This window comes from Flintibacter hominis, from assembly GCF_014287965.1.
Taxonomy (GTDB): Bacteria; Bacillota; Clostridia; order Oscillospirales; family Oscillospiraceae; genus Lawsonibacter; species Lawsonibacter aceti.
The window spans coordinates 63261-85518 of sequence record NZ_JACOPO010000001.1 but is presented as its reverse complement, the minus strand read 5'-3'; the positions used below and the strand labels follow the sequence as shown (position 1 = coordinate 85518).

Sequence of the window (22258 nt, the reverse complement as noted above, 5' to 3'; positions counted from 1 at the left end):
TTTTCCTGGTGGAGACAACAGAACTCGAATCTGTGACCTTCCGCGTGTGAGGCGGACGCTCTACCGGCTGAGCTATGCCTCCATATGGAAACGGCAATAAATAAGGTGGTGACCCGGACGGGACTCGAACCCGTGTTGCCGCCGTGAAAGGGCGGAGTCTTAACCGCTTGACCACCGGGCCGTTTTTATATGGGAACGGGAGAACTCCCGTAATTGATATGGTAGCGGCACCTGGATTTGAACCGGGGACACTACGGGTATGAACCGTATGCTCTAGCCACCTGAGCTATGCCGCCATGTTTTTCCCTTACGCAGGGCAAGAGTTAGTATATCCGATTTGCCAGCCTTTGTCAACAGGAAATTTCATTTTTTCCTCTGTTTTTTCCTGAGCAGGCCGGAGGCATCTCCCCCCGGCCTACCGCAGCAGGACAGACAGGGCAAAGGCTACTCCGGCCGGCGCCAGAGCAGACCAGTGGAAGGGGCTCTCCATCAGGCCCCGGAGGAGCAGGATAATTGCCGCAATCCGCAACAGCCAGGGCAAAACAGCCATGACGATGGCAAAGGGGATGCTAAACAGCAGCAGGGCTACTAAAATCACTGGAATCAAAAAGAGGCACAGCAGCGAAAGCGTTAAGAGTTTGATCATAGAGGATCCCTCCCTGTGTTTTACAGTGCTATCCTACCATGCTATTCTTAAAAACTCCCCTATGTTCGGATTAAAAAAAGATAAAAATGGAGGCGGCCCGTGGGGGCCGCCTTTGCCATGCGTTATTTGAAATACTCCGCACCCGACTCAAAGAGGGGTTGATGCTTGTTTCCGGGGATATTCCGGCCCACATAGGGGCCACGGCGCTCCAGATGCCCCATCTTGCCGAACACCCGGCCGTCAGGGGAAAAGATGCCTTCAATGGCCTCCAGAGAACCGTTGGGGTTCACATTGATATCCATAGCGGGATTTCCGTTCAGGTCCACATACTGGGTAGCCACCTGGCCCCGGCCGATTAAGTCGGCAATGACCTTGGGCGGCGCTACAAAGCGGCCCTCGCCGTGGGAGATGGGCAGGGTATGCAGATCGCCCACCTTGCTCTTGAGCATCCAGGGGGACTGGACCGAGGAGACCCGTGTGGTGACATACCGGCTCTGGTGCCGGCCGATCAGGTTATAGGTCAGGGTGGGACAGTTTTCATCCATATCCCGGATCTCGCCGTAGGGGACCAGTCCCAGCTTCACCAGAGCCTGAAAGCCGTTGCAGATACCAAGCATCAGGCCGTCCCGGTGTTTCAGCAGGTCCATGATGGCCTCCGCCAGGGCGGGGGAACGGAGGAAGGAGGCGATGAACTTACCGGAGCCCTCTGGCTCGTCGCCGCCGGAGAAGCCGCCGGGGATAACCATCATCTGGGCCGAGCGGATGGCCTTCTCCAGCGCCTGAGCAGACTGGGTAAGGAAATCGGTGGTCAGGTTGCGAACTACCACGATCTCCGGCTCGATGCCCGCCCGGAGGCAGGCCTGAGCGGTATCGTACTCGCAGTTGGTGCCGGGGAACACGGGGATGACCGCCTTCGGATGGGCCGACTTGTGCCTGCACACGGCCACGGAGGGCTTGTCCCAGGAGATGGGGGCGACGGTCTCGGTGGTGCCCGCCTTGGTGGGGTAAACTTTCTCCAGCACGCCCTCATTGAGGGAAAGCAGCTCCTGGATGGGGGCACGGTCACCGCCGCCCAGATCAACAGACGCAACATCCACGGTGAAGCCCAGGAGGAAAGTCCGTGCCAAATCTGTATCCACTTCGGCCACAATCCAACCAGGCATTGGAACATACCACATCTCCGGTCCGTGGACCGCAGCGGCAGCCTGGAAGCCAATCCCGTTGCCAAAAGCCATCTTCATCACAGCTTCGGCCACACAGCTCTCCACCGCATAGGCGGAATGAACCAGTCCTTTCTGACATAGGTTGTGGAATCGGGGCCAGTCCGAAGGACGGAAGAGATAGACCCGATGGCCCGCCTCCTTGAACTCGGGGGAGAGCACCTCCCCCGCCTTCACCGGAGCGATGGCGAAAGAGATGAGAGTGGGGGGCACATCCTTGTCCAGGAAGGAGCCGGACATGGAATCTTTGCCGCCGATAGCAGCCCGGCCGAAGTCCAGTTGAGCCTTCAGAGCGCCCAACAGGGCGGCAAAGGGCTTACCCCAGCGCCGGGGCTCGTCCCGGAGCTTCTCAAAGAACTCCTGAAAAGTCAGGTAGGCTTTTTTATAGTCTCCGCCGGCAGCTACTACTTTGGCCAGAGATACGGTTACGGAGTTGTAAGCGCCCTGGAAGGGATTTTCCATCATCTGATCTGGGTCGAAGCCCCAGGCCATGACGCTGGCCTGGTCGGTCTCCTGACCGGGCAGGACGGGGAACAGGGCGGCCATCGCCTGGGCGGGGGTGCGCTGATTTTTTCCGCCGAAGGGCATCAGGACACTACCCGCCCCGATGGAGCCGTCGAACCGCTCCGTTAAACCGCGGCGGGAGGCGCATTTCAGACTGGAGGCCATCTCCCGCAGGCTGTGGAAGGGTACATGCTCCCGTTTATGTTCCCCAAACCAAGCTCCATCGGGGTCCACAACAAGGCTGCCCAAATCGCTCTTGCGGGGAATAGACACGCTGGCGTGCTTCACCGCGCCGTTGGTATTCAAAAATTCACGGGACAGGTCGGCCACGGTCTGGCCCTTCCAGTGCATGACCATCCGGGGGCTCTCGGTGACCACGGCCACCTGATAAGCCTCCAGATTTTCTGCCTCGGCGGCGGAGATAAATCTGGCCGCGTCCTCCGGGGCCACCACCACAGCCATGCGCTCCTGGCTCTCGGAGATGGCCAGCTCGGTGCCGTCCAGGCCCTCGTACTTCTTTCGTACCGCGTCCAGGTCGATCTTCAGGCCGTCGGCCAGCTCACCGATGGCCACGGACACGCCGCCGGCGCCGAAGTCGTTGCACCGCTTGATGAGGCGGGTCACCTCACCGTTCCGAAACAGGCGCTGGATCTTCCGCTCCTCAGGGGCGTTGCCCTTCTGGACCTCGGAGGCCATCGTGGTCAGGGACTTCTTGTTGTGGCTCTTGGAGGAGCCGGTGGCCCCGCCGATGCCGTCCCGGCCGGTCCTTCCGCCCAGGAGGATGACCACGTCCCCGGGGGCGGGCCGCTCCCGGCGGACGTTCTCCGCAGGGGCCGCGCCGACAACCGCGCCGCACTCCAGACGCTTGGCGATATAGCCATCGTGGTACACCTCAGCCACATGGCCGGTAGCCAGGCCGATCTGGTTGCCGTAGGAGGAGTAGCCCGCCGCCGCGGTCTGAGCCAGCTTCCGCTGGGGCAGCTTGCCCTCCAGCGTCTGCTCAAAGGGGACTCTTGGATCTCCTCCGCCGGTGAAGCGCATGGCCTGGTGGACATACACCCGGCCGGACAGGGGGTCCCGGATACAGCCGCCGATACAGGTGGCCGCGCCGCCGAAAGGCTCGATCTCAGTGGGGTGGTTGTGGGTTTCATTCTTGAACATCAGCAGCCAGTCCTGCTCCTTGCCGTCCACCACAGCGGGCACCTTGATGGAGCAGGCATTGATCTCCTCGCTCTCGTCCAGCTCGGGGAGCAGTCCCCGCTTTCTCAGGGTCTTGGTGCCGATGGTGGCGATGTCCATCAGGGTCTGGGGCCGCTTGGCGGCCTTCTCCTCCCCATAGACCTCCACCCGTGCGGCCAGATATCGCTCATAGGCCTCCTTCACATCGGGATCGCTGATCTCTACCTCGTCCAAATGGGTGGAGAAGGTGGTGTGGCGGCAGTGGTCAGACCAGTAGGTATCCACTACCCGCACTTCGGTGATGGTGGGGTCCCGCTTCTCCTGGTCCCGGAAATATGCCTGGAGGAATTTCAAGTCATCCAGGTCCATAGCCAGCCCTAGCTGGGACAGCAGGTCGGACAGCCCCCCTTCGTCCAGAGCGGTGAACCCCTCCAGCACGGCCACATGGTCGGGGGCCTCGTGGGTGCGGACCAGGGTTTCCGGCTTGTCCATGGCGGCCTGTCGGCTCTCCACCGGGTTGATGAGATAATCCCGGATCTTGTCCAGGTCGGCGGAGGACAGCTCCCCCTCCAGCAGATACACCTTGGCGTAGGCGATCAGAGGGCGGTCCACACCGGCCATGAGCTGGATACATTGGGCGGCGGAGTCGGCCCGCTGGTCAAACTGGCCCGGCAGGGCCTCCACCGCCAGGACGGAGTGGGGGTGGCCGGGGACAGGAAAGGTCTCGTCATACACCGTATCCACCTGGGGCTCGGAAAACACGATACTCTTGGCCTGGTCATAGACATCCTGACTGATTTGGTCGGCGTCATACCGGTTCAAAACGGTCACCGATTTCAGGCCCTGGACGCCCAGTTGCTCCTGGAGCGCCCTGCACAAGCCCCTGGCCTCTACATCAAAGCCGGGCTTTTTTACGGAATAACAGCGGTAAACACTCATTTCTCTTCCTCCACCTATCTTTCTTTCGATGAAAGGGCGCCAGCCCGCGCCCTGGATATAACAGCAGCTTTCTAGGAGATAACCCAGTTCTCCAGGTCGTAAAACAGGTTTCCACGCACTGGGGACAGGCCGGACAGTTTTCCCCACTTCGTCAAAACGGAGTTGTTTTTAAAGCACACTGGCACCAGCGGGACCCGCTGCCCCAGATAGGCGTACAGGGCGGAAGCGGCCTCCTCCCTGCTGTCCATAGGCGCGGCGGCCAGAGCAGCCAGCAGTTGGTCGGTCTGTTCATCCTGCCAGCGGCCGTAGTTCAGCGCGCCATCCGAGGCAAGCAGCGCAGACAGGTCAAAATCGGCGGTGAGCGCCACCTCCCCCAGATACAGGTCGAACCGTCCCGCCTCCAGTGCGGAGATATATTCCTCAAAGGGCAGGTTGTCCACACGGACTTTCATCCCCGCCGACTCCAGCTGGTCGGCGATCCACTGGGCAGCAGATGCCTTGGCCATATTCTCGGTGTTGACCAACAGTACCAGCTCCCGGCCAGCCGCGCCCAACGCCTCCAGCTCCTTCACCAGGGCCTCCGGGTCGTAGGACAGTTGGGAGGCAATCCACCGGTCGTACATGGGGCTGTCCGGGTGGACAGGCAGGGCGGAGGGGACCGCGTGGGTAGCGTAGGTAATGCGGGCGATGGACTCCCGGTCTACTCCGCGCCCCAGAGCCTTGCGCACCTCCGCCGACTGGCACAGGCCGGCCCTGGTATGGAAGCCCAGGTAGATCATGGACGTGGTGCTGTAATCCCAGGTCTCATAGCTGCCAGAGTAACCCAGGGAGTTGGTCCCCATCAAATCTACTTCCACCAGGGAGATATCCCCAGCGTCAAAGGCGAAAATCATCTCGTCACTCTTGTTCATAATCTTCAGGGAGATCGTATCAGCAGGCATCTGTCTGGCCTGCCACCAGTTCTCCCGTGCGGTTAGCTCCGCCTCCTCCCCGTTTTCCGACAAAAGGTATGGGCCGGTTCCCACAGGGCGCTCCCCTGCCCCCAGGGCCAGCGGGATGTCCAGCAGTAGGGGGAGTGAGCCGTTTGGTTCGTCCAGTGTGACTGTCACCGTCCCCTCCCCAGCGGTGATTGAGGTGACATGGGACAGCCGGCCGCTGTAACGGGAGCCCTCCCCTCTGGCCAATTCCAGGGCGGCGGCCGCCACCTCTCCCGTTAGAGAAGTGCCATCGGAAAAGGTAACTCCACCGCGAAGGGTAAAGGTCCAAGTCAGCTTGTCCGGGCTGACCGTGTAGCTCTCGCACAGCACCGGCTGGGCCGTGAAGGAGCCGTCCACGGCGAACAGCCCCTCGTACAGCAGAGGCGCTAATGTCAGGTTGGCCCGGTTGGCGGACAGCGCCGGATGCAGGCTCTGCTGAGGATAGAACGCCAGGGTCAGGGTCGCCGTTTCCGACTCCCGGACCTCCTCCTGGCTGGTATCCACGGAGCTGTCAGAAGAACTGGCCTCTCCTTCCCCGCCGCAGGCGGATAGGGAGAGGAGCAGGGCGGCGGAGAGAAGGCAGGCGCAAAATCGTTTCATACACTAACCTTTCACAGGGCAAAGATAGAGGTATCTTCTTCCCATCACGGGGTGGGGAGAAGCTGGATCATAGCCGCCATGCTGCCCCTGGCATTCCCCTGGACCCGGTGGGACCAGAAGATGTCCAGGCGGCAGGCGGTACAGGCGTCACAGACGGAGATATGGTCCGGGTCCAGGCCGGCCAGCTCCAGCCAGCGGCGGTTTGCCCCCTTCAGGTCCACCTGGTACTTCCCCGCCCGTGACAGGGGGTGAATAAAGGGGTCGGCTTCCACTCCCAGGCCGCCGCGCAGTCCATCGGGCACGTCCACATGGGTCTCAAAGCAGCAGGGGCCAATCCCCGGCCCAATGGCGGCCAGGATATCCGCTGGGCGGCAGCCGTAGTCGCCGCACATTTTTTCCGCTGCCCGAGCGGCGATCCCCAGGGCGGTGCCCCGCCAGCCCGCATGGGCAGCGGCTATGCAGCGGCGGACCGGGTCATAGAGCAGCACAGGGATGCAGTCTCCAGAAAAGATGGTCAGGCAGACACCAGGCTCGTCAGTGACCAGGCCGTCCGCCTCATAGACGCCGGGGGCGGCTGGGTCGGACTGGATATCAGCCCGTGTCACAGGGCGGACAAGATCGCTGTGGACCTGATGATTTTTCACCAGGCTCCGGGCATCCGTACCGACCGCAGCGCAGAAGCGGACAAAATTCTCCCGGACATTGGCCGGGTCATCCCCCCGGTTAGCCCCCAGATCCAGGCTGTCCCATGGGGCGGGGGATATCCCACCCAGCCGAGTAGAAAACCCGTGGGCCGCCCCCCGCCAGGCAGGGTCCATACAGGCATAAAAAAGGACGCCATGGCGCTGCTGACGTGTGATATCCATGGCCGTCCCCCCCTCTTTTTCATGATGTTCTATTTTATCCCAAATTCCTGCCGCTGACAACCCGTTACATGGAAGAAAACCATCTTTCTTTTCCCCCGGATTCGGGTCACTTCCGCCAAAAGGCGGCTGGCTTGGGCGCTAGATCTGACTCAGTTCCCGCAGGGTATCCTGGATGGTCTTCTGAGGCAGATAGACCGCCGCCATCTCGGCCAGCTGGCGCAGCGTCAGGGACCGGGCGGCCCCCACCATGGGATGTTTCATCAATTTTCCAAACCGCCGCTGGAAGACCGCCCTGGACTTGGGGTCGTCCAACAGCTCGCCCACGGTGATGGTCTGGTTACGCAGATCCATGTAAGATCACCTCCACTTCCCATTCTATGCCAGCAGGGCGGCGGTTTGACAGATGAACGATATTTTCTTTCCTGAACCGGGCGTGTTGTTTTCAGGGGAGCAGAGAGGAGGGGGAACGCCTACCCATTTCTTGACTTTCCAGCGCGGACATACTATACTCTCTTTTATATAAACTTATTATCAAGGAGGTCGGCCATCTTGGCAAAACATAAGATACGGGACCTGCTATCCTCCGCCAACTCCGCCCTGCTGCGGAAGCGGACGGTAGCCATGGTCTATGTTCTGCTGCGCTTTCTGGTCATCATCATAGCCGTAGCCCAATTTTTTAATGGCAACTACGAAAATGTGTTCCTCTGCGGCCTGACCCTCATTCTGTTTCTGCTGCCTACCATCTTCGAGCGGGCACTAAAGATCGATTTGCCCAACACCATGGAAATCATCATCCTGCTTTTTATTTTTGCCGCCGAGATTTTGGGGGAAATCCAGTCCTACTACACCACTTTCCGGGGGTGGGACACCATCCTCCACACCCTCAACGGCTTCCTCTGCGCCGCTATCGGCTTTGCGTTGGTAGATATGCTGAACCGGACAGAACGGTTTTCTCTGTCCCTCTCTCCTGCCTTCATGGCCATTGTCGCTTTCTGCTTCTCCATGACCATCGGGGTCCTGTGGGAGTTTTTCGAGTGCGCCATGGACCAGTTTTTCCTGTTGGATATGCAGAAGGACGCGGTGATCCACTCCATCTCCTCGGTCATGCTGGACCCCACCGGGGGCAATACCCCCACTATCATCCGGGACATTGCCGACGTTATCGTGGTCACAGGCAGTGGGGAGGAGATCTCCCTCGGCCTGGGCGGCTATCTGGATGTGGGGATCCTGGACACCATGAAGGACCTGTTCGTGAACTTTATTGGGGCGGTGGTTTTCTCCTTTATCGGTTATTTCTATGTCAAGAGCCGTGGGAAAGGCCGCTTTGCCCGGCGGTTTATCCCTCAGGTTGTGGATATTCAGCCCGAGGATCAGGAGCCTTGGACCCCAAAACTTTTAAAAAAATCGAAAAAGAATCGTTCTGATAAAGAATAATCCTGCCCCGGCAATCCATACTAAGGCCATCCACAGTAAGGGAGGTTTTAATATGGATAAGAAGTCCTGCAACACCAGCATCAAGTGCACTGTAAGCTCCTGCGCCTACCACAATGCTCCCCAGAACTGCTGTTCTCTGGATTCCATTAAGGTGGGCTGCTGCGACTGCACCCCCACCAAGTGCGAGGGTACTGAGTGCGCTTCCTTTAAGCTGGGCCAGGTCCGCTGAACAGTTTTTTCAAAGACAAAGAGAGGCCCGGAGCCGTTGGCTCCGGGCCTCTCTTTGTATCTTTTCAAGCTCTCAGTCCAGGTGCAGACCATAGTAGCCCACAAGGGCCATGGCCATCAGCCCGGCCGTAATGAGTTGAATGGGTATTCCCCGGAAGGATCTGGGACAGCTCTCCAAGTCCACCTCGTTTTGCAGACCGGCAAAGCTGGCCAGTGCCACAGTAGCGCCGATTCCTCCGCACAGAGCGAATATCAGCGCGGCGGGCAGGCTGTAACTGCGCTGTGAGATCAGCAGGGCTGAACCCAGGGCGGCACAGTTGGTGGCCACTGATTTCAGTTGTCCGTCAATCCGGCGGGACAGCTCCGGGATACATACCTTCAGAAATTTTCTCAGTCCGGCGACCAGCCCTGGAATGAGGAGTGCCAGGACCAGCAGCCGGTAATGCTGCCAGCCGAACCGCCCCAGCAGGAAAAAGTCGATAAGCCAGGCGCACAGGGCCCCCAGTACCATGACCGCGGTCAGGCAATATCCGGTACGCACCGCGTCCATTGGGTCTCGGAATGCCTCGGTCCTGGTGCCAATGCCCATGCAGCTGACCAGCACAAAGTTTTCGGACAGCAGGGCGGCCAACGCCACCCCCGCTAGTTCCAAAATAGAGGCCACAGGGCCACGCCCCCTCTCTCCAGAGCGGACCACTCAACCCGCTTCACTGTCTTCATAGTAGATGTCCGCTCCTTCTGTATCCAGATTAGCCACGATGGCCAGTGCCCGGTTGACTCCGGCGGTAATCGCGTGTGAGGTTGCGGTCGCGCCGCTGACCGCGTCCACTGAGTTGCTGCCCGAGGCACGGATGGTACCCGCCTTCCCAACATATCGGCTGAGGGCGGCAGGGGTCAGGGCTTTGGCTCCAGTATCCCGGTTCTCCCGGTGGTCGGTGACGGCCACGCCGGTAACCTTGCCGTCCAAGTCCACTCCCACCACCATAGTGATGGGGCCGCCGAAGCCCTGAGACTGGACCTCCACGCAATAGCCAAGCAGTTCATTCTCCCCGCTGTACCCACCCAGGATACTGAGAGCGCCGGCGGCCCGATAGGGTGTTTCCGAACTGAAGGAAGCCTGAGGCATAACTTGGGCCAGCAGTTCTCTCTGTTCCCTATTTTGCGCCCGGACAGTATCCAGGTCTGTATAGCGGTGCACACCGAAAATCATCACACCCACAGCAAGCACCACCACCCCCAGGCGGCTTAGGATGACAGCTTGGGACCGAATCTGGTCCAGATGGGCCTCACCGGGCATCTTGCCCTCCTGCAGCGCCTTGGTGAACAGGGAGAATTGAGGTTTGACAAATTTGATATCAGACATATGGGCCCGGAACCGACCCAGCCAGCTTTGGACCGCGGCCAGATTCTTTTCTCCAAAACGCCTGGGCATCCCCGCCCGGTCCAGCAGCCAGACACAGCAGTTCATAGTCAGAATAGCCCAGCCCACCCCCTCGGGGTAGGAGCTGTGGTAGCGCAGCAACACGGTAAGCAGACCACACCCCACGCCAAACATCAGCTGCCCCCTGGGTGTCACCGGAGACGTAACCGGGTCGGTGGCGAAGAAGAAGGCGCCCAACAGAAGGCCGCCGCCGCACAACTGGGCCAGCATCCAGGCGACCGGGTCGTTTCCCTGTGGAAACAAAAAGGTAAGCAGGGCGACTGTTCCCAAATAGGCCAGAGGGATACGGGGGGATATGACCTGCCGCAGCAACAGATAGCCACCCCCCAGCAGCAGCATAAAGGCGGATACCTCTCCCATGCAGCCCCCCCTCTGGCCCAGCAGAAGCTGGGACAGCTCCTGAGGAGGCAGGACTCCTTGGTGGAGGTAAGACATAGGCGTGGCGGCAGACACCGCGTCCACTCCCAGCAGGGGGAGGCGGTCCATAGCCTCCGACCAGTTGGTCATCAGCATGGGGAAGGTGGCCAGCAGCATCCGTCCCCCCAGGGCCGGGTTCATAAAGTTCTTGCCCAGGCCGCCGTAAAACTGTTTGACCACCACAATGGCGAAGGCCCCGCCCAGCACTGGCACCCAGTATGAGGCGGTGGCCGGCAGGCTCATGGCCAGCAGCAGCCCGGTGACACAGGCGGACAGATCCCGGACGGAGTCGCTTTCCCCCACCATCCGGCGGTACAGAAACTCAAACAGGACACAGGAGGCCACAGAGATCGCAGCCAGCACCAGCACCCGGACGCCAAACATAAAGACTCCCATAGCCAGCGCCGGCACCAGAGCCACCATCACATCCACCATCATGGCCCGCGTATTGGCCGGCTGCCGCAGCTGGGGGGACATCCGCCGGACCGGCATCAAATCAGGCCCCATGGCTGTCCACCCCCCTTCCCACATGCTCCGCTGCCTGTCGTACCAGATCCACCAGCGGAATCTGGGCCGGGCAGATATAGGAGCAGCAGCCGCAGGAGATACAGTCCTCTACATGGAGGCGGTCCAGCTGCCTCCACTCCCGCTGACGTAGGGCACGGGCAATAAACATAGGCGCCAGGTGCATGGGGCAGGCGGCCACGCATTTCCCACAGCGGATACATACCCCTTCTGGCCCATCCCGTCTTCGCTCCTCCTGCGTCAGACAGACGACGCAGTTGGTATTTTTTACAACGGGGGCCTCCAGGTCCTCTTGGGCTACCCCCATCATAGGGCCGCCGGTAAGGATCAGCTCAGGCCGCTCCCGCAGCCCCCCCGCGGACTCCAACAGAACGCGCAGCGGTGTGCCGATCGGCACCCAGAGATTCCGGGGCCGGACCACCGCTCCGCCGGTGACCGTCACAGCCCGGTGGGTCAGGGCCTTTCCTTTCACCAGGGCCTCCTGAATGGCAAAGACCGTGGCCACATTCAGCACCAGACATTTCTCCTCCCAGGCCGCCTTCCCCAGTGGGACCTCGCGGCCGGTGACGGTCTGGATGATCTGCTTCTCTCCCCCCAGAGGATAGCGGGTCCGAAGGGTACGTAGTTCCACTTTTCCGCCCCGTTTTCGAAGGCGGCGCTCAATGACCTCGGCGGCGTTAAGCTTGTCACCCTCGGTAACCACCACCGCCCGATGGGCCCCCAGGCAGCGGGCCAGGACCTGAGTGACCTGTAAGATCTGGTCACTGCGCTCCAGCAGCAGCCGGTGATCCGCGGTGACATAGGGCTCGCACTCCGCCCCATTGATGATCACAGTGTCCACTTTTCCGGCCGCCTGTTCCAGCTTTTGGACTGTGGGGGCCGCGCCGCCCCCCATGCCCACGACGCCAGCCTCCCGCACCCGGTCCAGCAGCAGATCTAGCGTGACCTCCTCCAAAATGACCGGCTCTGGCCGGCCAGACCAGGGGGTATCCTGTCCGTCGTTACGGATCACCACCGCCACCGACTGTCCGCCCCAGGGGTGGGGCTGTTCCCGGATCGCCGAAACCCGGCCGGATACGCTGGCATGGACAGCCGCGCCGCCCGGTCCCGGGCCGGCGATTGGCTGTCCCACCTCCACCAGGTCCCCAGGCTTGACCAGAGGGACAGATTCCTCTCCGGCACTCATACGCAGCGGGATAGCCACCTGCTCCGGCGGCCGGTCCAGCTGGGTCAGGTGCTTGCGGCGGGTAAGCTCTTTTCTTGTAACGGGGTGTACTCCCCCGAAAAAGGAACCTCGCATTGACTAACCTCCCTGTATTTTCCCTCTTTTGGAGAAAATACGTGGTAAAACTCCATTTTGTAGCAGAATATATCATAATCCAACCCAGCTTTTCTGTCCAGCCTTTTCACGAAAAGTTCACAATCCGATCCCCGTGTTTTTCTTCCGCAATAGGGAGGATTTTCTCCCTATGCGGCCAGCCCTATTGTCTAAAAATATTTTTTACATTATAATTTAAGTATATCTGCGCCGCCTTGCGCGCGGTAAAAATGGATAAGGGAGGAATTTTAGATGAAAAAAAACATGCGCAGACTGCTGTCCGCCGCTCTGGCGGCAGTCATGGTGACGGGCATGTGCTTCACCGCCTCTGCCTTCACCTACCCTTCCGCCTATTGGAAGCTCCACTCCGCCTGGGATGAGGCTGTGGCTGCCAAGAGCCCTGAACAAGTCATCTCCGTAGCCCAGCAGACTTATGACCTGCTGATGCCCCTGGGCCTGGGCGAGGATGTGTGCTACAACCTAGAGCCCAAGGCTGGCCGGGCCTCCTGGGCCTGTGAGATGAAGGGCGACATCGATGGCGCTATCCTGTGGCTGGAACGGCAGCGCACCTTTGCCAGCTGGCTGGACCAGAACATTCGCAGTTACAAGGATACCTTGCTCAACGTGGACGCTCGGATGGCTTACCTGAAAGCCGCCCAGAATGTCACCATCTACGCCCAGAGCGACGACAGCGCCTCCCCCTATGCGGTAGGCCCCAAGACCGGGACTTGGTATGGCACCCCGGCGGACAGCTCCACCACCGGCGGCTCCGCCTCTCTGATCTATGTCACCTTCGGTGACAGCTACTCTGTGGACTACTGGATCGACTACTACATGGACTGCTCGCCCGCTTTCCGGGAGGCGGCAAACGGCGGCGTCATCGAGTTTGCCTGGAACTTCAGCCCTGAGGGCACCGCCGGAGCCCAGGCCGTTCTGTCCGCTGACAGCTATATTGAGGAAAGCTTACGGGCTCTGGGCAGCTTGGATGCCACTGTCTTGCTCCGGGTGGGCGCCGAGATGAACAACTGGTCCGACTGTGACCCCGCTACCTATATCCAGGCCTTCCGCAAGGTGGCCGACGCCGCCAGCCGGTACAGCAACATCCAGATGGTTTTCTCCCCGGACAATATCAGCAACCGGAACCGGACCATTGCCGATTTCTATCCCGGAGACCAGTATGTGGATTGGGTCGGTATGTCCACCTATCACAACACCAACTATGCCGGTTACAGCGGCACCTCCTCTTACAGCTTTGACTATACCGGCTACGGCAATGACGCCTACTACGGCCTTGGCATCTATGACCATGACCCCATGGTCACCATCAAGCCTATCATCGACCTGGCCGTGTCCCACAACAAGCCCGTTATGGTCAGCGAGTGCGGCTTTGCCTATCGCAACAGCTCCGGCACCGACCTGACCTCCTTCGCCGTGGAGCAGCTTAACTGGTTCTATTCCTATATCAACATGGTCTATCCCCAGGTAAAGGCTGTGTTCTACTTCAACGCCGACCCCGACAGCGGATTTAAGTATATGCTCAACGGCAATTCCTCCGTGTCCTCCACCTATCAGAACGCCATCCGCAACAACGGCGCCTATCTGGATGAGGTGGACGGCTCCGCCACCGGCTGGGAAACGCTGGACAAGACCGCCCTTTCCGCTGGCGACAGCACACTGAAGCTGGCCTCCTATGTCAGCTTCCCCGGCAAGAAGACCAACACAGTCAAATACTATGTGGACGATAAGCTGGTCCACACCAGCACCCAGGCCCCTTACTACTATGAGCTCGACCTGGCCGCTCTGGGCGGCGGCAGCCACACCGTCAAGGCAGAGGCCAGCGGCGGCCAGTTCTCCCGCTCCAGCAAGACCTACACCCTGAATGTACCCGGCACCTCCACCCAGCCTGCCGACCCCACGCCCGGCACACAACAGCCCTCCGCCTGGGCTGCCGAGCTCATCGCCGATGCCAAGGACAAGAAGCTAATCACCGACCGCACCGAGGGCCTGTATCAGGACCAGATCACCCGCCTGCAGTTTGCCGAGCTGGCTGTCAACCTGATTGAAGAGGCCACCGGCAAGGAGATCACCCCCTCTACCCAGTCCTTCACCGACACCAGCGATCCCATGGTACTGAAGGCTGTGGCCGCTGGCGTCACCTCCGGCAAGGGCGAGGGTATCTTCGCCCCCAGCGATAAGATCACCCGCCAGGAGATCTGTGTCATGCTGAACAAGGTCATTGAGTATGTGGACCAGGCCAATGACTCTACCACCCTGACCGACACCAGCACCCAGGTGGATGCCAGCCGGTTCAACGATGTGGACCAGATTGCCGACTGGGCCAAGCCCGCTGTGGCCAAGCTGACCAATAATGGTCTGATGAGCGGCAAGGGCGACGGCGTCGCTCCTGTGGCCAACACCACCGTGGAGGAGGCCATCATCCTGATTCGCGCCCTGTACGACAAGTTCTAAGCCCTCCCTCCCCTAACATTAAAAGAGGAGCGGGACCTCATCAGAGGTCCCGCTCCTCTCTTCGATTTTCGCAGTTCAGACGCACTCCATGCCCCTGGCCAAAGCGGTCATGTTCAGGTCCACCAGCTTGGCCTTAGGCCCAGTGAACATCTGCCGGATCATCTCCCGCAGAGTATCCGCCTTCAGGGCGCCGGTGGCGGCGATATAGGCGCCTAGCATAACCATGTTGGCCACCTTTCCGTTGCCCAGCTCGTTGGCAATGGTGTCGCAGGGGACTTGGATAACACGCAGGTCTTCCCGGTCCACCTTTTCCTTGATAATGGAGCTGTTCAAAAAGACGGTGCCGCCGGGGACCACCTCGTCCTCAAACTTCTTCAAAGAAGGGCCGTTCATGGCAATCAGCTCCGTGGGGTGATAGACGATGGGGGAGCCCACAGGCTCATCGGACATGATGACAGAACAGTTTGCGGTACCGCCCCGCATCTCCGGGCCGTAGGACGGGACCCAGGAAACCTCCAGCCCCTCCTCCAATCCGGCCTCTACCAAAGATTTGCCGATGGACATAACGCCCTGACCGCCGAAGCCGGCAATCACGATCTCCTTTTTCACTGGTCAGCCACCTCCTTGATGACGCCCAAAGGATAATACTCCGCCATCTTATCCAGCACCCAACGGTTAGCATCCAGGGTGGTCATGCCCCAGTTAGTGGGGCAGGCACACAGCACTTCCACGAAGGTGAAGCCCTCGTTGTTCATCTGCTTGGTAAATGCCTTCTTGATGGCCTTTTTGGCCTTGACAATGTTGGGGATATCGGCCACGCACACCCGCTCCGCGTATACCAGGCCGTCCAGAGTGGACAGCATCTCAGCCACCCGTATGGGCTTGCCGTGGAGTTCCTCTGTCCGGCCCATGGGCGCGGTGGTGGCCCGCTGGCCGATCAGGGTAGTGGGCGCCATCTGGCCGCCCGTCATGCCATAGATGGCGTTGTTGATAAAGATGGTAGTGAATTTCTCGCCCCGCATAGCGGCGTGGACGATTTCAGCGGCGCCGATAGAGGCCAGGTCGCCGTCCCCCTGATAGGTGAACACAGGCTGGTCCGGGTGGGTCCGCTTGATGCCGGTGGCGGCAGCGGGAGCCCGGCCGTGGGCGGCCTCGACAGCGTCGCAGGCGAAGTAACTGCCCGCAAAGACAGAACAGCCAACAGGGCACACACAGATGGTGCTGTCGATAATGCCCAGCTCCTCCATGACCTCACCAATCAGCTTATGTACAATGCCATGGCTGCATCCAGGGCAGTAGTGCAGCTCCGTATCCTGGAGGCCGGCAGTCTTTTTATATACAGTCGTCATCTTACTTGCCTCCCTTCAGCGCCCGTTCGGCCGCGTCCACGATTTGGGTCAGCGTGGGAATGCTGCCGCCGGCACGGCCCTCGAAATAAACAGGCTTTTCCCCCTCGACAGCCAGACGAACATCGTCTACCATCTGCCCCAGGCTCATCTCCACGGTCAGCACAGCCTGGACGCTGGCCTGACTGGCTGCCTTTTTCAGCGCCGCATAGGGGAAGGGCCACAGGGTAATGGGTCGGAACAGACCGGCTTTGACGCCCCGCTCCGCCAGTTGCTCGATGGCGGACATGGCAATGCGGGAGGGCGTGCCATAGGCCACCAGCAGCACCTGGCAGTCCTGGGTGTTCTTCTCCTCCCAGCGGATCTCCCGCTCCTCAATCAAGTCATACTTGGCCTGGATGGCCAGGTCGTGCTCCTCGCAGGCCTGGGCCTCGATGAACAGGGAGGTAACGAAGTTGTTGTGGGCCCTTCCGTTTCGTCCGCTTGCCGCCCAGTCCTTGGGGGGCAGTTCCCGCTTGGGGATATCGTGCCATTCGATGGGCTCCATCATCTGGCCAATCATACCGTCAGCCAGCACCACCACTGGATTGCGGTAGCAGTCGGCCAAGTCAAATGCCTCTTGTGTCAAATCCACAGCCTCCTGGATGTTGCAGGGAGCCAGAACGATGGTGCGGTAGTCGCCATTCCCGCCGCCACGGGTGGCCTGGTAGTAGTCGGCCTGGGAGGGCTGGATGGACCCCAAGCCGGGGCCGCCCCGCATCACGTTAACAATCACGGCGGGCAGCTCCGCGCCGGCCAGGTAGCTGATGCCCTCCTGCTTCAGGCTGACGCCCGGAGAGGAGGATGAGGTCATGGCCCGCTTACCGGAGGAGGCGGCGCCGTACACCATGTTGATGGCGGCTACCTCTGACTCAGACTGGACAAAGACCCGGCCCAGTTTGGGCATATGGAGGGACATATATTCCGGTATCTCATTCTGGGGTGTGATGGGGTATCCGAAGAAGCAGTCGCAGCCGGCTCGGATAGCCGCCTGAGCGATGGCCTCGTTCCCCTTCCAAAGTTCTTTTGCCATTTTCTTCTTCCCCCTTACTCTTTTTCCACAGTAATCACCGAGTCTGGACAGATCCTGGCGCAGCTGGCGCAGGCGATGCACTGGCTCAGGTCGGTGACTCCGGCCGGGTGATAGCCCTTCACATTGGCCGAGGTCATATCCAGGGCTAAAATGTGCTTGGGACAGACGGAAATACACAGCTCGCAGCCCTTACACCGGTCCCGGTCAAAGGTCAATCTTGCTTGCATAGGGACACTCCTCCTTTTTATTCATCCATTTCCCATGGTCTATTCATATACAGCCGGACGGGGAACAGGGGGCCCGGCATCCCCTCTGCCTGGTCGATCAGTTCCTCCTGGACCACATGGCATACCACCGGCAGGCCGGTCTGGCTGGAAACCGCTCGGACCAGGGCCGCTCCCGCCTCTAGGTCGGCCAGCTCTGTTTCCCGGCACAGGTGGGTGTTGTCTACCAGTCCGGTCACTCTCAATCCGGTGACCGCCTGGATCTCCTCCAGACTGGCCAGAGCTCCTTCCACGTCTCGTGTCTGAGGCCGGCGGGCGTTGAGGACAAATAGGACCCGGCATTGGGACCCCAGCAGTTGCGGCCGATATCGGGCCAGTACCCGTGCCCCTACGCCGCCCCCGCCGATATCCAGCACACCCCAGAGGTCCTGATCCTGGAACAGAACGTTCACCTCCGCCGGCATGGCCGGCACGTCGGCGTCCACACATGCCTGGGAGGTAGCAATGAGCCGCACCCCCTCGTGGGAGAGCAGATCTCTCCGCTCCCTGGAGCGGAAGTAAGGGTTGACCACATCCATGTCGGCCAGGGCAGTCCGCTTTCCCTGCCGGGCCAGGGCCAGGGCCAGATTGACGGAGAACTCTGTCTTTCCGCTGCCACTGTATCCCACGACTACGGTCAAGCGGCTCTGCTCCAGCCACTCCATTCTGTCCATTGTTGCCCCCTCCCTTTAGACATATTATTTTATTACTTATTGTATGATGTCATAATATATCTTAAGATGTAGTATGTCAAGAGGCTTGCAAAAATTCTACATCTGTGGCATAATCATTGTATATTTTAACGGGGGAGTGGGTCTATGGCTAGGATTACATCAAAAAAACTGACCGACCAGACCGCTGACCGTCTGTTCCAGATGATTATTTCCGACCCGGAGCTTTGCCCTGGATCCAAGCTCCCCAACGAAACGGAGCTGTGCGCCCTGTTCGGGGTCAGCCGCACCACTGTCCGGGAGGCGGTGCGTTTCCTGGCCGCTCAGGGCTATGTGGAGGTACGGCGGGGGCTGGGCACCTTTGTAGCACCACGGACCACCATCAGCCAGGATATTGGCCTGCCCCAGTTGGAAACGGTCCAGGTTCGCCTCCAGGATCTGTTCGAGATTCGTTTGATGATCGAGCCCACTACCGCCATGCTGGCCTGCCATCGGGGCACTCAGGAGGAGCTGGACCACATCTTCCATTGTGCTGACGAGGTTGCCCGGCGGATCCGCTCCGGCAGGGACTGGGACAGCGCCGACGTGGACTTCCACCACGCCTTTGTGGCGGCCTCCCACAACCAGTTCATGGAGCAACTCGTGCCCATCCTCAACCGGGCGGTCACCTCCACCTGGCGGATGGTGGGCTCCTACCCCTCTCTGCCCGATATGGTGATCCAGGACAACGCCCTGATTACCAGTTTTCTCCGGAATCGGGACCCCCAGGGCACCCGGCTGGCCATGGAGTCCCACCTGCGCAGGACCATCCGGGTCCTAGAATTTGGAGACAACAGTGTCTTATCCCTTTTGTAAAAAAAGACGAAAAGGGGGCCGCGCCAACTTGGCGCGGCCCCCTTTTATTCCCATAGCGCGTCCTTGCGCAGGGGCAGTTCCCCAAAGACACGGGCCACCGCCCCTTCATAGTCCCTGCTGTTCTGGGCCTTTCTGATGTCCTTGAACAGTCTGTCCCCGCCCTCGAACAGACGGCACAGGTAGCTCCACAGCTCCTTCATGTGGAACACCGTATTGCGCTGGCTGCCGAAGGCCTCCAAATAGGTCTGATACAGCTCGTCGTGGAAGGCCCGCAGAACTTTCCTGTCCGGCGGCGGTTCCCCCTTGGCCTTGGCCGCCAGGGCCGGGTCAGCCAGCAGCCCCTGTCCGATCATTACCCGATCCACCTGGGGGAATCGCTCCTGAAAACGGCAGCATCCCTCCGCCGTCACCAGCCCGCCATTGTAGCACACAGGCCCGCTGTACATCTCCAGCGCCCTGGAAAATGCCTCGATCCGAACAGGCTCGGAATAAAAATCTTTCCGCACACGGGGATGAATGATGAGCAGATGGAGGGGGTATTTTTCGAATATCTCCAGGAGAGGTCCAAACTCCTCCGGCGACTCCAGACCCAGCCTTGTCTTGACCGACACCTTCACCCGGACGCCGCCAAATACCTGATCTAAAAATCGGTCCAGCTCCTCAGGATGGGCCAGCATCCCCGCTCCTTTTCCTTTCGCTACCACGGTGCCGGAGGGGCAGCCCAGGTTCAAGTTGACCTCCTCATATCCCATCTCTCCCAGAGCATTAGCCGCCCAGAGGAAGTCTTCGGCGCTTTTGGTCAGAAGCTGAGGGACTGCCGGGATGCCCCGGTTGACCTCCGGGTCCATATTCCGCCGCTCCCGCTGGGTGAACAGGTGCTCCCTGGTGGGACTGATAAAGGGCATATAGTATTTGTCCACCCCGAAAAAGTGTCGGTGGTGGACCCGGCGGAACTCCCCGCCGGTGATGCCCTCCATAGGGGCAAAGTAGTATTCCATAGCGTTCCCTTCAAAAAGCGGGGGCTGGGACACAGGCCCGACCCCCGCTGTCTTTACCGCTTACTCTCTTCCAGCAGCTTCAGCAGCAGCCGCTCATTCTCTCTGGCCTCTTGTGCCAGCTCCCCGGATCGTATCTTCAGCCGGTACAATACCCCGTCGTAGTCGGCCAGCATCTGGTCCGCCCGGCGGATGGCCTCTCCTCCGTCAAATTGGTCTACATTTCCGGCCGCCGGCAGGTCCAGCTCCCGCAGGTAGCTGTCCACCTTGGGGTCGTAGACCAGTCCCATGGAGGGTACCGCCATCCGGGCGGCGAAGATCAGGGTGTGCAGGCGCATGGCCAGACAGAGCTTCGCCTTCCCCAGCACCCCCATCAGCTCCCGTGGGGTACAGGGAGCATCCAGCACATAGGAGGGAGTGCTCATCCGCTCTCTCACCTGCCGGGTGGCCTCCCGGTCCTTATCGGGCTGCATGAGCAAAAAGAGCATCTCCAGACCATGGGCCTGGTGCAGGTGGTCGCACAGCCGGGCCAGCTCCCTGGGGAACTCTCCCGTACCGGGCCAGCCACGGACGGACACCGCCACAAAAGGCCTGCCGTTTGGAATGCCGGTGCCGGACAGAAGCTGGGCGCACCGCGCCTCCCCCGCAGGAGCCAGGTGGAACACCGGGTCGGCGGTAACTCTGATATCGTCCCGCGTCACGCCCATGTCCCGCAACTCCCTGGCGGAGCTGTGGTCTCTTAGGGTGACCAGGGCGGCCCGCTCCACCACCCGCTTCACCCTCCGGCGGTTGGCCGGCTTATGGACCGGACCGATACCGTTGGCGTACAGCATCACCGGCTTGCCCAGCAGCTCGGCGCAGCGGATGACAGACAGATAGTAAAACAGGGACCGGGTGGAGGTGGTGTCCTGGAGCAGACTTCCTCCCCCGGACAGCAGGGCGTCACTTCGGCGCAGGGCGGAGAATACCCGCCACATTCGAAATCTGGGAATGGCATCCAGCCCGTACTGCCGCCGGGTCAGGTCCGGGTCATTGGACAGGACGGTGACGGCCACCTCGTCGCTGGCCTCATGGATGGCCTGCTGGATGGACTCCAAAATGGCGTCGTCCCCAGCGTTGGAAAAGCCGTAGTAGCCGCTCATAACCACCCGATATTTCCGGCGGCGGACCTGCTCATACATGGTTAGACAGTCGCTGGCCATGCGGCGGACGGAATAGTGGTCAAAGATGACCTGGCGGCCATAGGCCCCCAACCGCTCCCGCTCCTCCCACGTCAGGGAGAACGCCGCAGACACGTCGGCCAGCAAGGTCTCCGGTCTCGACACAGGCAGGCCTCGGCAGCAGAAGTTGCCCGCCTGTGCCTCGGCCAGCTTGTCCGGGCCAAACAGGCCGTGATAACCCTCGTTGCCCGCCACGATGACAGGCTTGGCGGCGGACATGGCCTCCAGCGCCGCCCGGGATACCCCCACAAAAAGGTCGCCGGCGGCCACGATCTCGTTGATGTCTGTCCGGGGGCCTGTCATGGTAATACAGTTGCGGCCCAGCCTTTGGTTGGTCTGATCGGCCAGCGCCTTCAGCTCGTCAAAGACGTTGCCGCCCCCGGCGATGAGCAGCTGGATGCCGGGAATCGCCCGATCCAGCTCCGGAGCGATCTGGATGAGCTGCCGGGCCACCAGAGCCCGGTCGGCATCCATCCGGCTGACATAAGAGAGGATGGGCCGGGAGGTGTCCAGCCCGAACTCCCGGATGACCCGCTCCCCCGAAACAGCGGGGGAGAACTTCTCTGTATCGATGCCGTTGATGGTCACAGAGATATGCTCCGGGGGCAGACCGTACTCCCGGATCAGGTACTCCTTGATATCCTCGGACACCGCCACGGTCCGCTGGCCCCAGTTGGTCAGATAGCGCAGGATGCCGCTGGTATCAAAGACCCAGTGGGCAGTGGTCACAAAGGGGAACCCCATCCGTTTTTGCAGGCTGCCGCACAGGAACGCCGGGATCCGGGCATGGGCATGGACCACGTCTGGCCTCTCCCTGCTAATGATGTCACGGAGAATGGTCCGGGAACGGCGCATCTCTCGAAAGCCCCGGCGGTGCATGGGCGCCTGGTAGTGGCGGATGCCGGCCGCCTCGATCTCCGGCACATAGACACCTCCATTGGATACGATGATAACATCGTGCCCCTGGTGCTTCAGCTCCTTGGACAGCTCCAGGATATGTGTCTCCGCCCCACCGATGTTCATGCCCATGGTGGCCATGAGGATCTTCATTGGGTCCCTCCTCTCCAGGTCAT

At 60.5% G+C, this 22258-nt stretch carries 19 protein-coding genes and 3 tRNA genes; 4 read left to right on the top strand and 18 right to left on the bottom strand.

The window, feature by feature from the left end; genetic code table 11:
- Positions 1 to 6: 6 nt before the first annotated feature.
- From H8S11_RS00450 to H8S11_RS00415, 8 genes are all read right to left on the bottom strand, one after another.
- Positions 7 to 82 (bottom strand) — tRNA-Val (locus tag H8S11_RS00450).
- Between the two features lie 24 nt (positions 83 to 106).
- Positions 107 to 181 (bottom strand) — tRNA-Glu (locus H8S11_RS00445).
- A gap of 38 nt (positions 182 to 219) precedes the next feature.
- Positions 220 to 296 (bottom strand) — tRNA-Met (locus tag H8S11_RS00440).
- A 119-nt stretch (positions 297 to 415) separates the two neighbouring features.
- Positions 416 to 646: a phage-shock protein gene (locus H8S11_RS00435; protein ID WP_147573170.1), complete on the bottom strand. Its 231-nt coding sequence runs from the start codon at positions 644 to 646 to the stop codon at positions 416 to 418.
- Positions 647 to 768: 122 nt separating this feature from the next.
- Complete coding sequence (locus H8S11_RS00430) at positions 769 to 4488, bottom strand: phosphoribosylformylglycinamidine synthase (RefSeq protein ID WP_186851818.1); 3720 nt, start codon at positions 4486 to 4488, stop codon at positions 769 to 771.
- 71 nt (positions 4489 to 4559) lie between these two features.
- On the bottom strand, positions 4560 to 6065 hold the full coding sequence (locus H8S11_RS00425) for an ABC transporter substrate-binding protein (protein WP_186851817.1): 1506 nt from the start codon (positions 6063 to 6065) through the stop codon (positions 4560 to 4562).
- A 44-nt stretch (positions 6066 to 6109) separates the two neighbouring features.
- Positions 6110 to 6931: a peptidoglycan editing factor PgeF gene (pgeF, locus tag H8S11_RS00420; RefSeq protein ID WP_186851816.1), complete on the bottom strand. Its 822-nt coding sequence runs from the start codon at positions 6929 to 6931 to the stop codon at positions 6110 to 6112.
- A 138-nt stretch (positions 6932 to 7069) separates the two neighbouring features.
- The gene (locus H8S11_RS00415) at positions 7070 to 7282 is read right to left on the bottom strand and encodes a hypothetical protein (RefSeq protein ID WP_147573162.1); all 213 of its coding nucleotides are present in this window, start codon (positions 7280 to 7282) and stop codon (positions 7070 to 7072) included.
- A 198-nt stretch (positions 7283 to 7480) separates the two neighbouring features.
- Here H8S11_RS00415 and H8S11_RS00410 point away from each other — a divergent pair, with 198 nt between their 5' ends.
- Both H8S11_RS00410 and H8S11_RS00405 read left to right on the top strand, forming a co-directional pair.
- The gene (locus tag H8S11_RS00410) at positions 7481 to 8365 is read left to right on the top strand and encodes a DUF2238 domain-containing protein (RefSeq protein ID WP_240288486.1); all 885 of its coding nucleotides are present in this window, start codon (positions 7481 to 7483) and stop codon (positions 8363 to 8365) included.
- A 52-nt stretch (positions 8366 to 8417) separates the two neighbouring features.
- The gene (locus H8S11_RS00405) at positions 8418 to 8594 is read left to right on the top strand and encodes a DUF1540 domain-containing protein (protein ID WP_147573160.1); all 177 of its coding nucleotides are present in this window, start codon (positions 8418 to 8420) and stop codon (positions 8592 to 8594) included.
- Between the two features lie 72 nt (positions 8595 to 8666).
- Here the strand turns inward: H8S11_RS00405 and H8S11_RS00400 are convergent, their stop codons facing one another.
- Genes H8S11_RS00400 through rsxC form a run of 3 tightly spaced genes read right to left on the bottom strand, consistent with a single transcriptional unit; the run spans position 8667 to position 12276 of the window.
- A complete protein-coding gene (locus H8S11_RS00400; RefSeq protein WP_186851815.1) occupies positions 8667 to 9257 on the bottom strand; it encodes an Rnf-Nqr domain containing protein in 591 nt (196 codons plus the stop codon).
- A gap of 33 nt (positions 9258 to 9290) precedes the next feature.
- Positions 9291 to 10958 carry an RnfABCDGE type electron transport complex subunit D gene (locus H8S11_RS00395; protein ID WP_186851814.1) on the bottom strand — a complete coding sequence of 556 codons (1668 nt, stop codon included), beginning with the start codon at positions 10956 to 10958 and terminating at the stop codon, positions 9291 to 9293.
- On the bottom strand, positions 10948 to 12276 hold the full coding sequence (gene rsxC, locus H8S11_RS00390) for an electron transport complex subunit RsxC (RefSeq protein ID WP_186851813.1): 1329 nt from the start codon (positions 12274 to 12276) through the stop codon (positions 10948 to 10950). Before rsxC ends, H8S11_RS00395 begins: the two co-directional genes overlap by 11 nt.
- Before the next feature lie 270 nt (positions 12277 to 12546).
- On the opposite strand from rsxC, the gene H8S11_RS00385 reads away from it, so the two are divergent.
- Positions 12547 to 14763: an S-layer homology domain-containing protein gene (locus H8S11_RS00385; RefSeq protein WP_147573155.1), complete on the top strand. Its 2217-nt coding sequence runs from the start codon at positions 12547 to 12549 to the stop codon at positions 14761 to 14763.
- Between the two features lie 75 nt (positions 14764 to 14838).
- Here H8S11_RS00385 and H8S11_RS00380 read toward each other — a convergent pair whose 3' ends face one another.
- From H8S11_RS00380 to H8S11_RS00360, 5 genes are read right to left on the bottom strand one after another with little or no spacing between them, the layout of a single operon-like run.
- Positions 14839 to 15372 carry a 2-oxoacid:ferredoxin oxidoreductase subunit gamma family protein gene (locus H8S11_RS00380; RefSeq protein WP_147573153.1) on the bottom strand — a complete coding sequence of 178 codons (534 nt, stop codon included), beginning with the start codon at positions 15370 to 15372 and terminating at the stop codon, positions 14839 to 14841.
- A complete protein-coding gene (locus H8S11_RS00375) occupies positions 15369 to 16112 on the bottom strand; it encodes a thiamine pyrophosphate-dependent enzyme (protein WP_147573151.1) in 744 nt (247 codons plus the stop codon). Before H8S11_RS00375 ends, H8S11_RS00380 begins: the two co-directional genes overlap by 4 nt.
- Position 16113: 1 nt before the next feature.
- Complete coding sequence (locus H8S11_RS00370) at positions 16114 to 17181, bottom strand: 3-methyl-2-oxobutanoate dehydrogenase subunit VorB (RefSeq protein ID WP_186851812.1); 1068 nt, start codon at positions 17179 to 17181, stop codon at positions 16114 to 16116.
- 14 nt (positions 17182 to 17195) lie between these two features.
- Positions 17196 to 17408: a 4Fe-4S dicluster domain-containing protein gene (locus H8S11_RS00365; RefSeq protein ID WP_147573147.1), complete on the bottom strand. Its 213-nt coding sequence runs from the start codon at positions 17406 to 17408 to the stop codon at positions 17196 to 17198.
- Between the two features lie 17 nt (positions 17409 to 17425).
- Complete coding sequence (locus tag H8S11_RS00360) at positions 17426 to 18118, bottom strand: nucleotide-binding protein (RefSeq protein WP_243200881.1); 693 nt, start codon at positions 18116 to 18118, stop codon at positions 17426 to 17428.
- A gap of 144 nt (positions 18119 to 18262) precedes the next feature.
- Between H8S11_RS00360 and H8S11_RS00355 the strand changes: the two genes are divergently transcribed.
- Positions 18263 to 18970 (top strand): FadR/GntR family transcriptional regulator, encoded by a 708-nt coding sequence (locus H8S11_RS00355; protein ID WP_186851811.1) that lies wholly within the window; start codon positions 18263 to 18265, stop codon positions 18968 to 18970.
- 44 nt (positions 18971 to 19014) lie between these two features.
- Here H8S11_RS00355 and H8S11_RS00350 read toward each other — a convergent pair whose 3' ends face one another.
- Entirely contained in the window at positions 19015 to 19968 is a 954-nt protein-coding gene (locus H8S11_RS00350) for a tRNA dihydrouridine synthase (protein WP_186851810.1), read from the bottom strand.
- Positions 19969 to 20021: 53 nt separating this feature from the next.
- Positions 20022 to 22235 (bottom strand): polysaccharide pyruvyl transferase CsaB, encoded by a 2214-nt coding sequence (gene csaB / locus H8S11_RS00345; RefSeq protein WP_186851809.1) that lies wholly within the window; start codon positions 22233 to 22235, stop codon positions 20022 to 20024.
- Between the last annotated feature and the right edge of the window lie 23 nt (positions 22236 to 22258).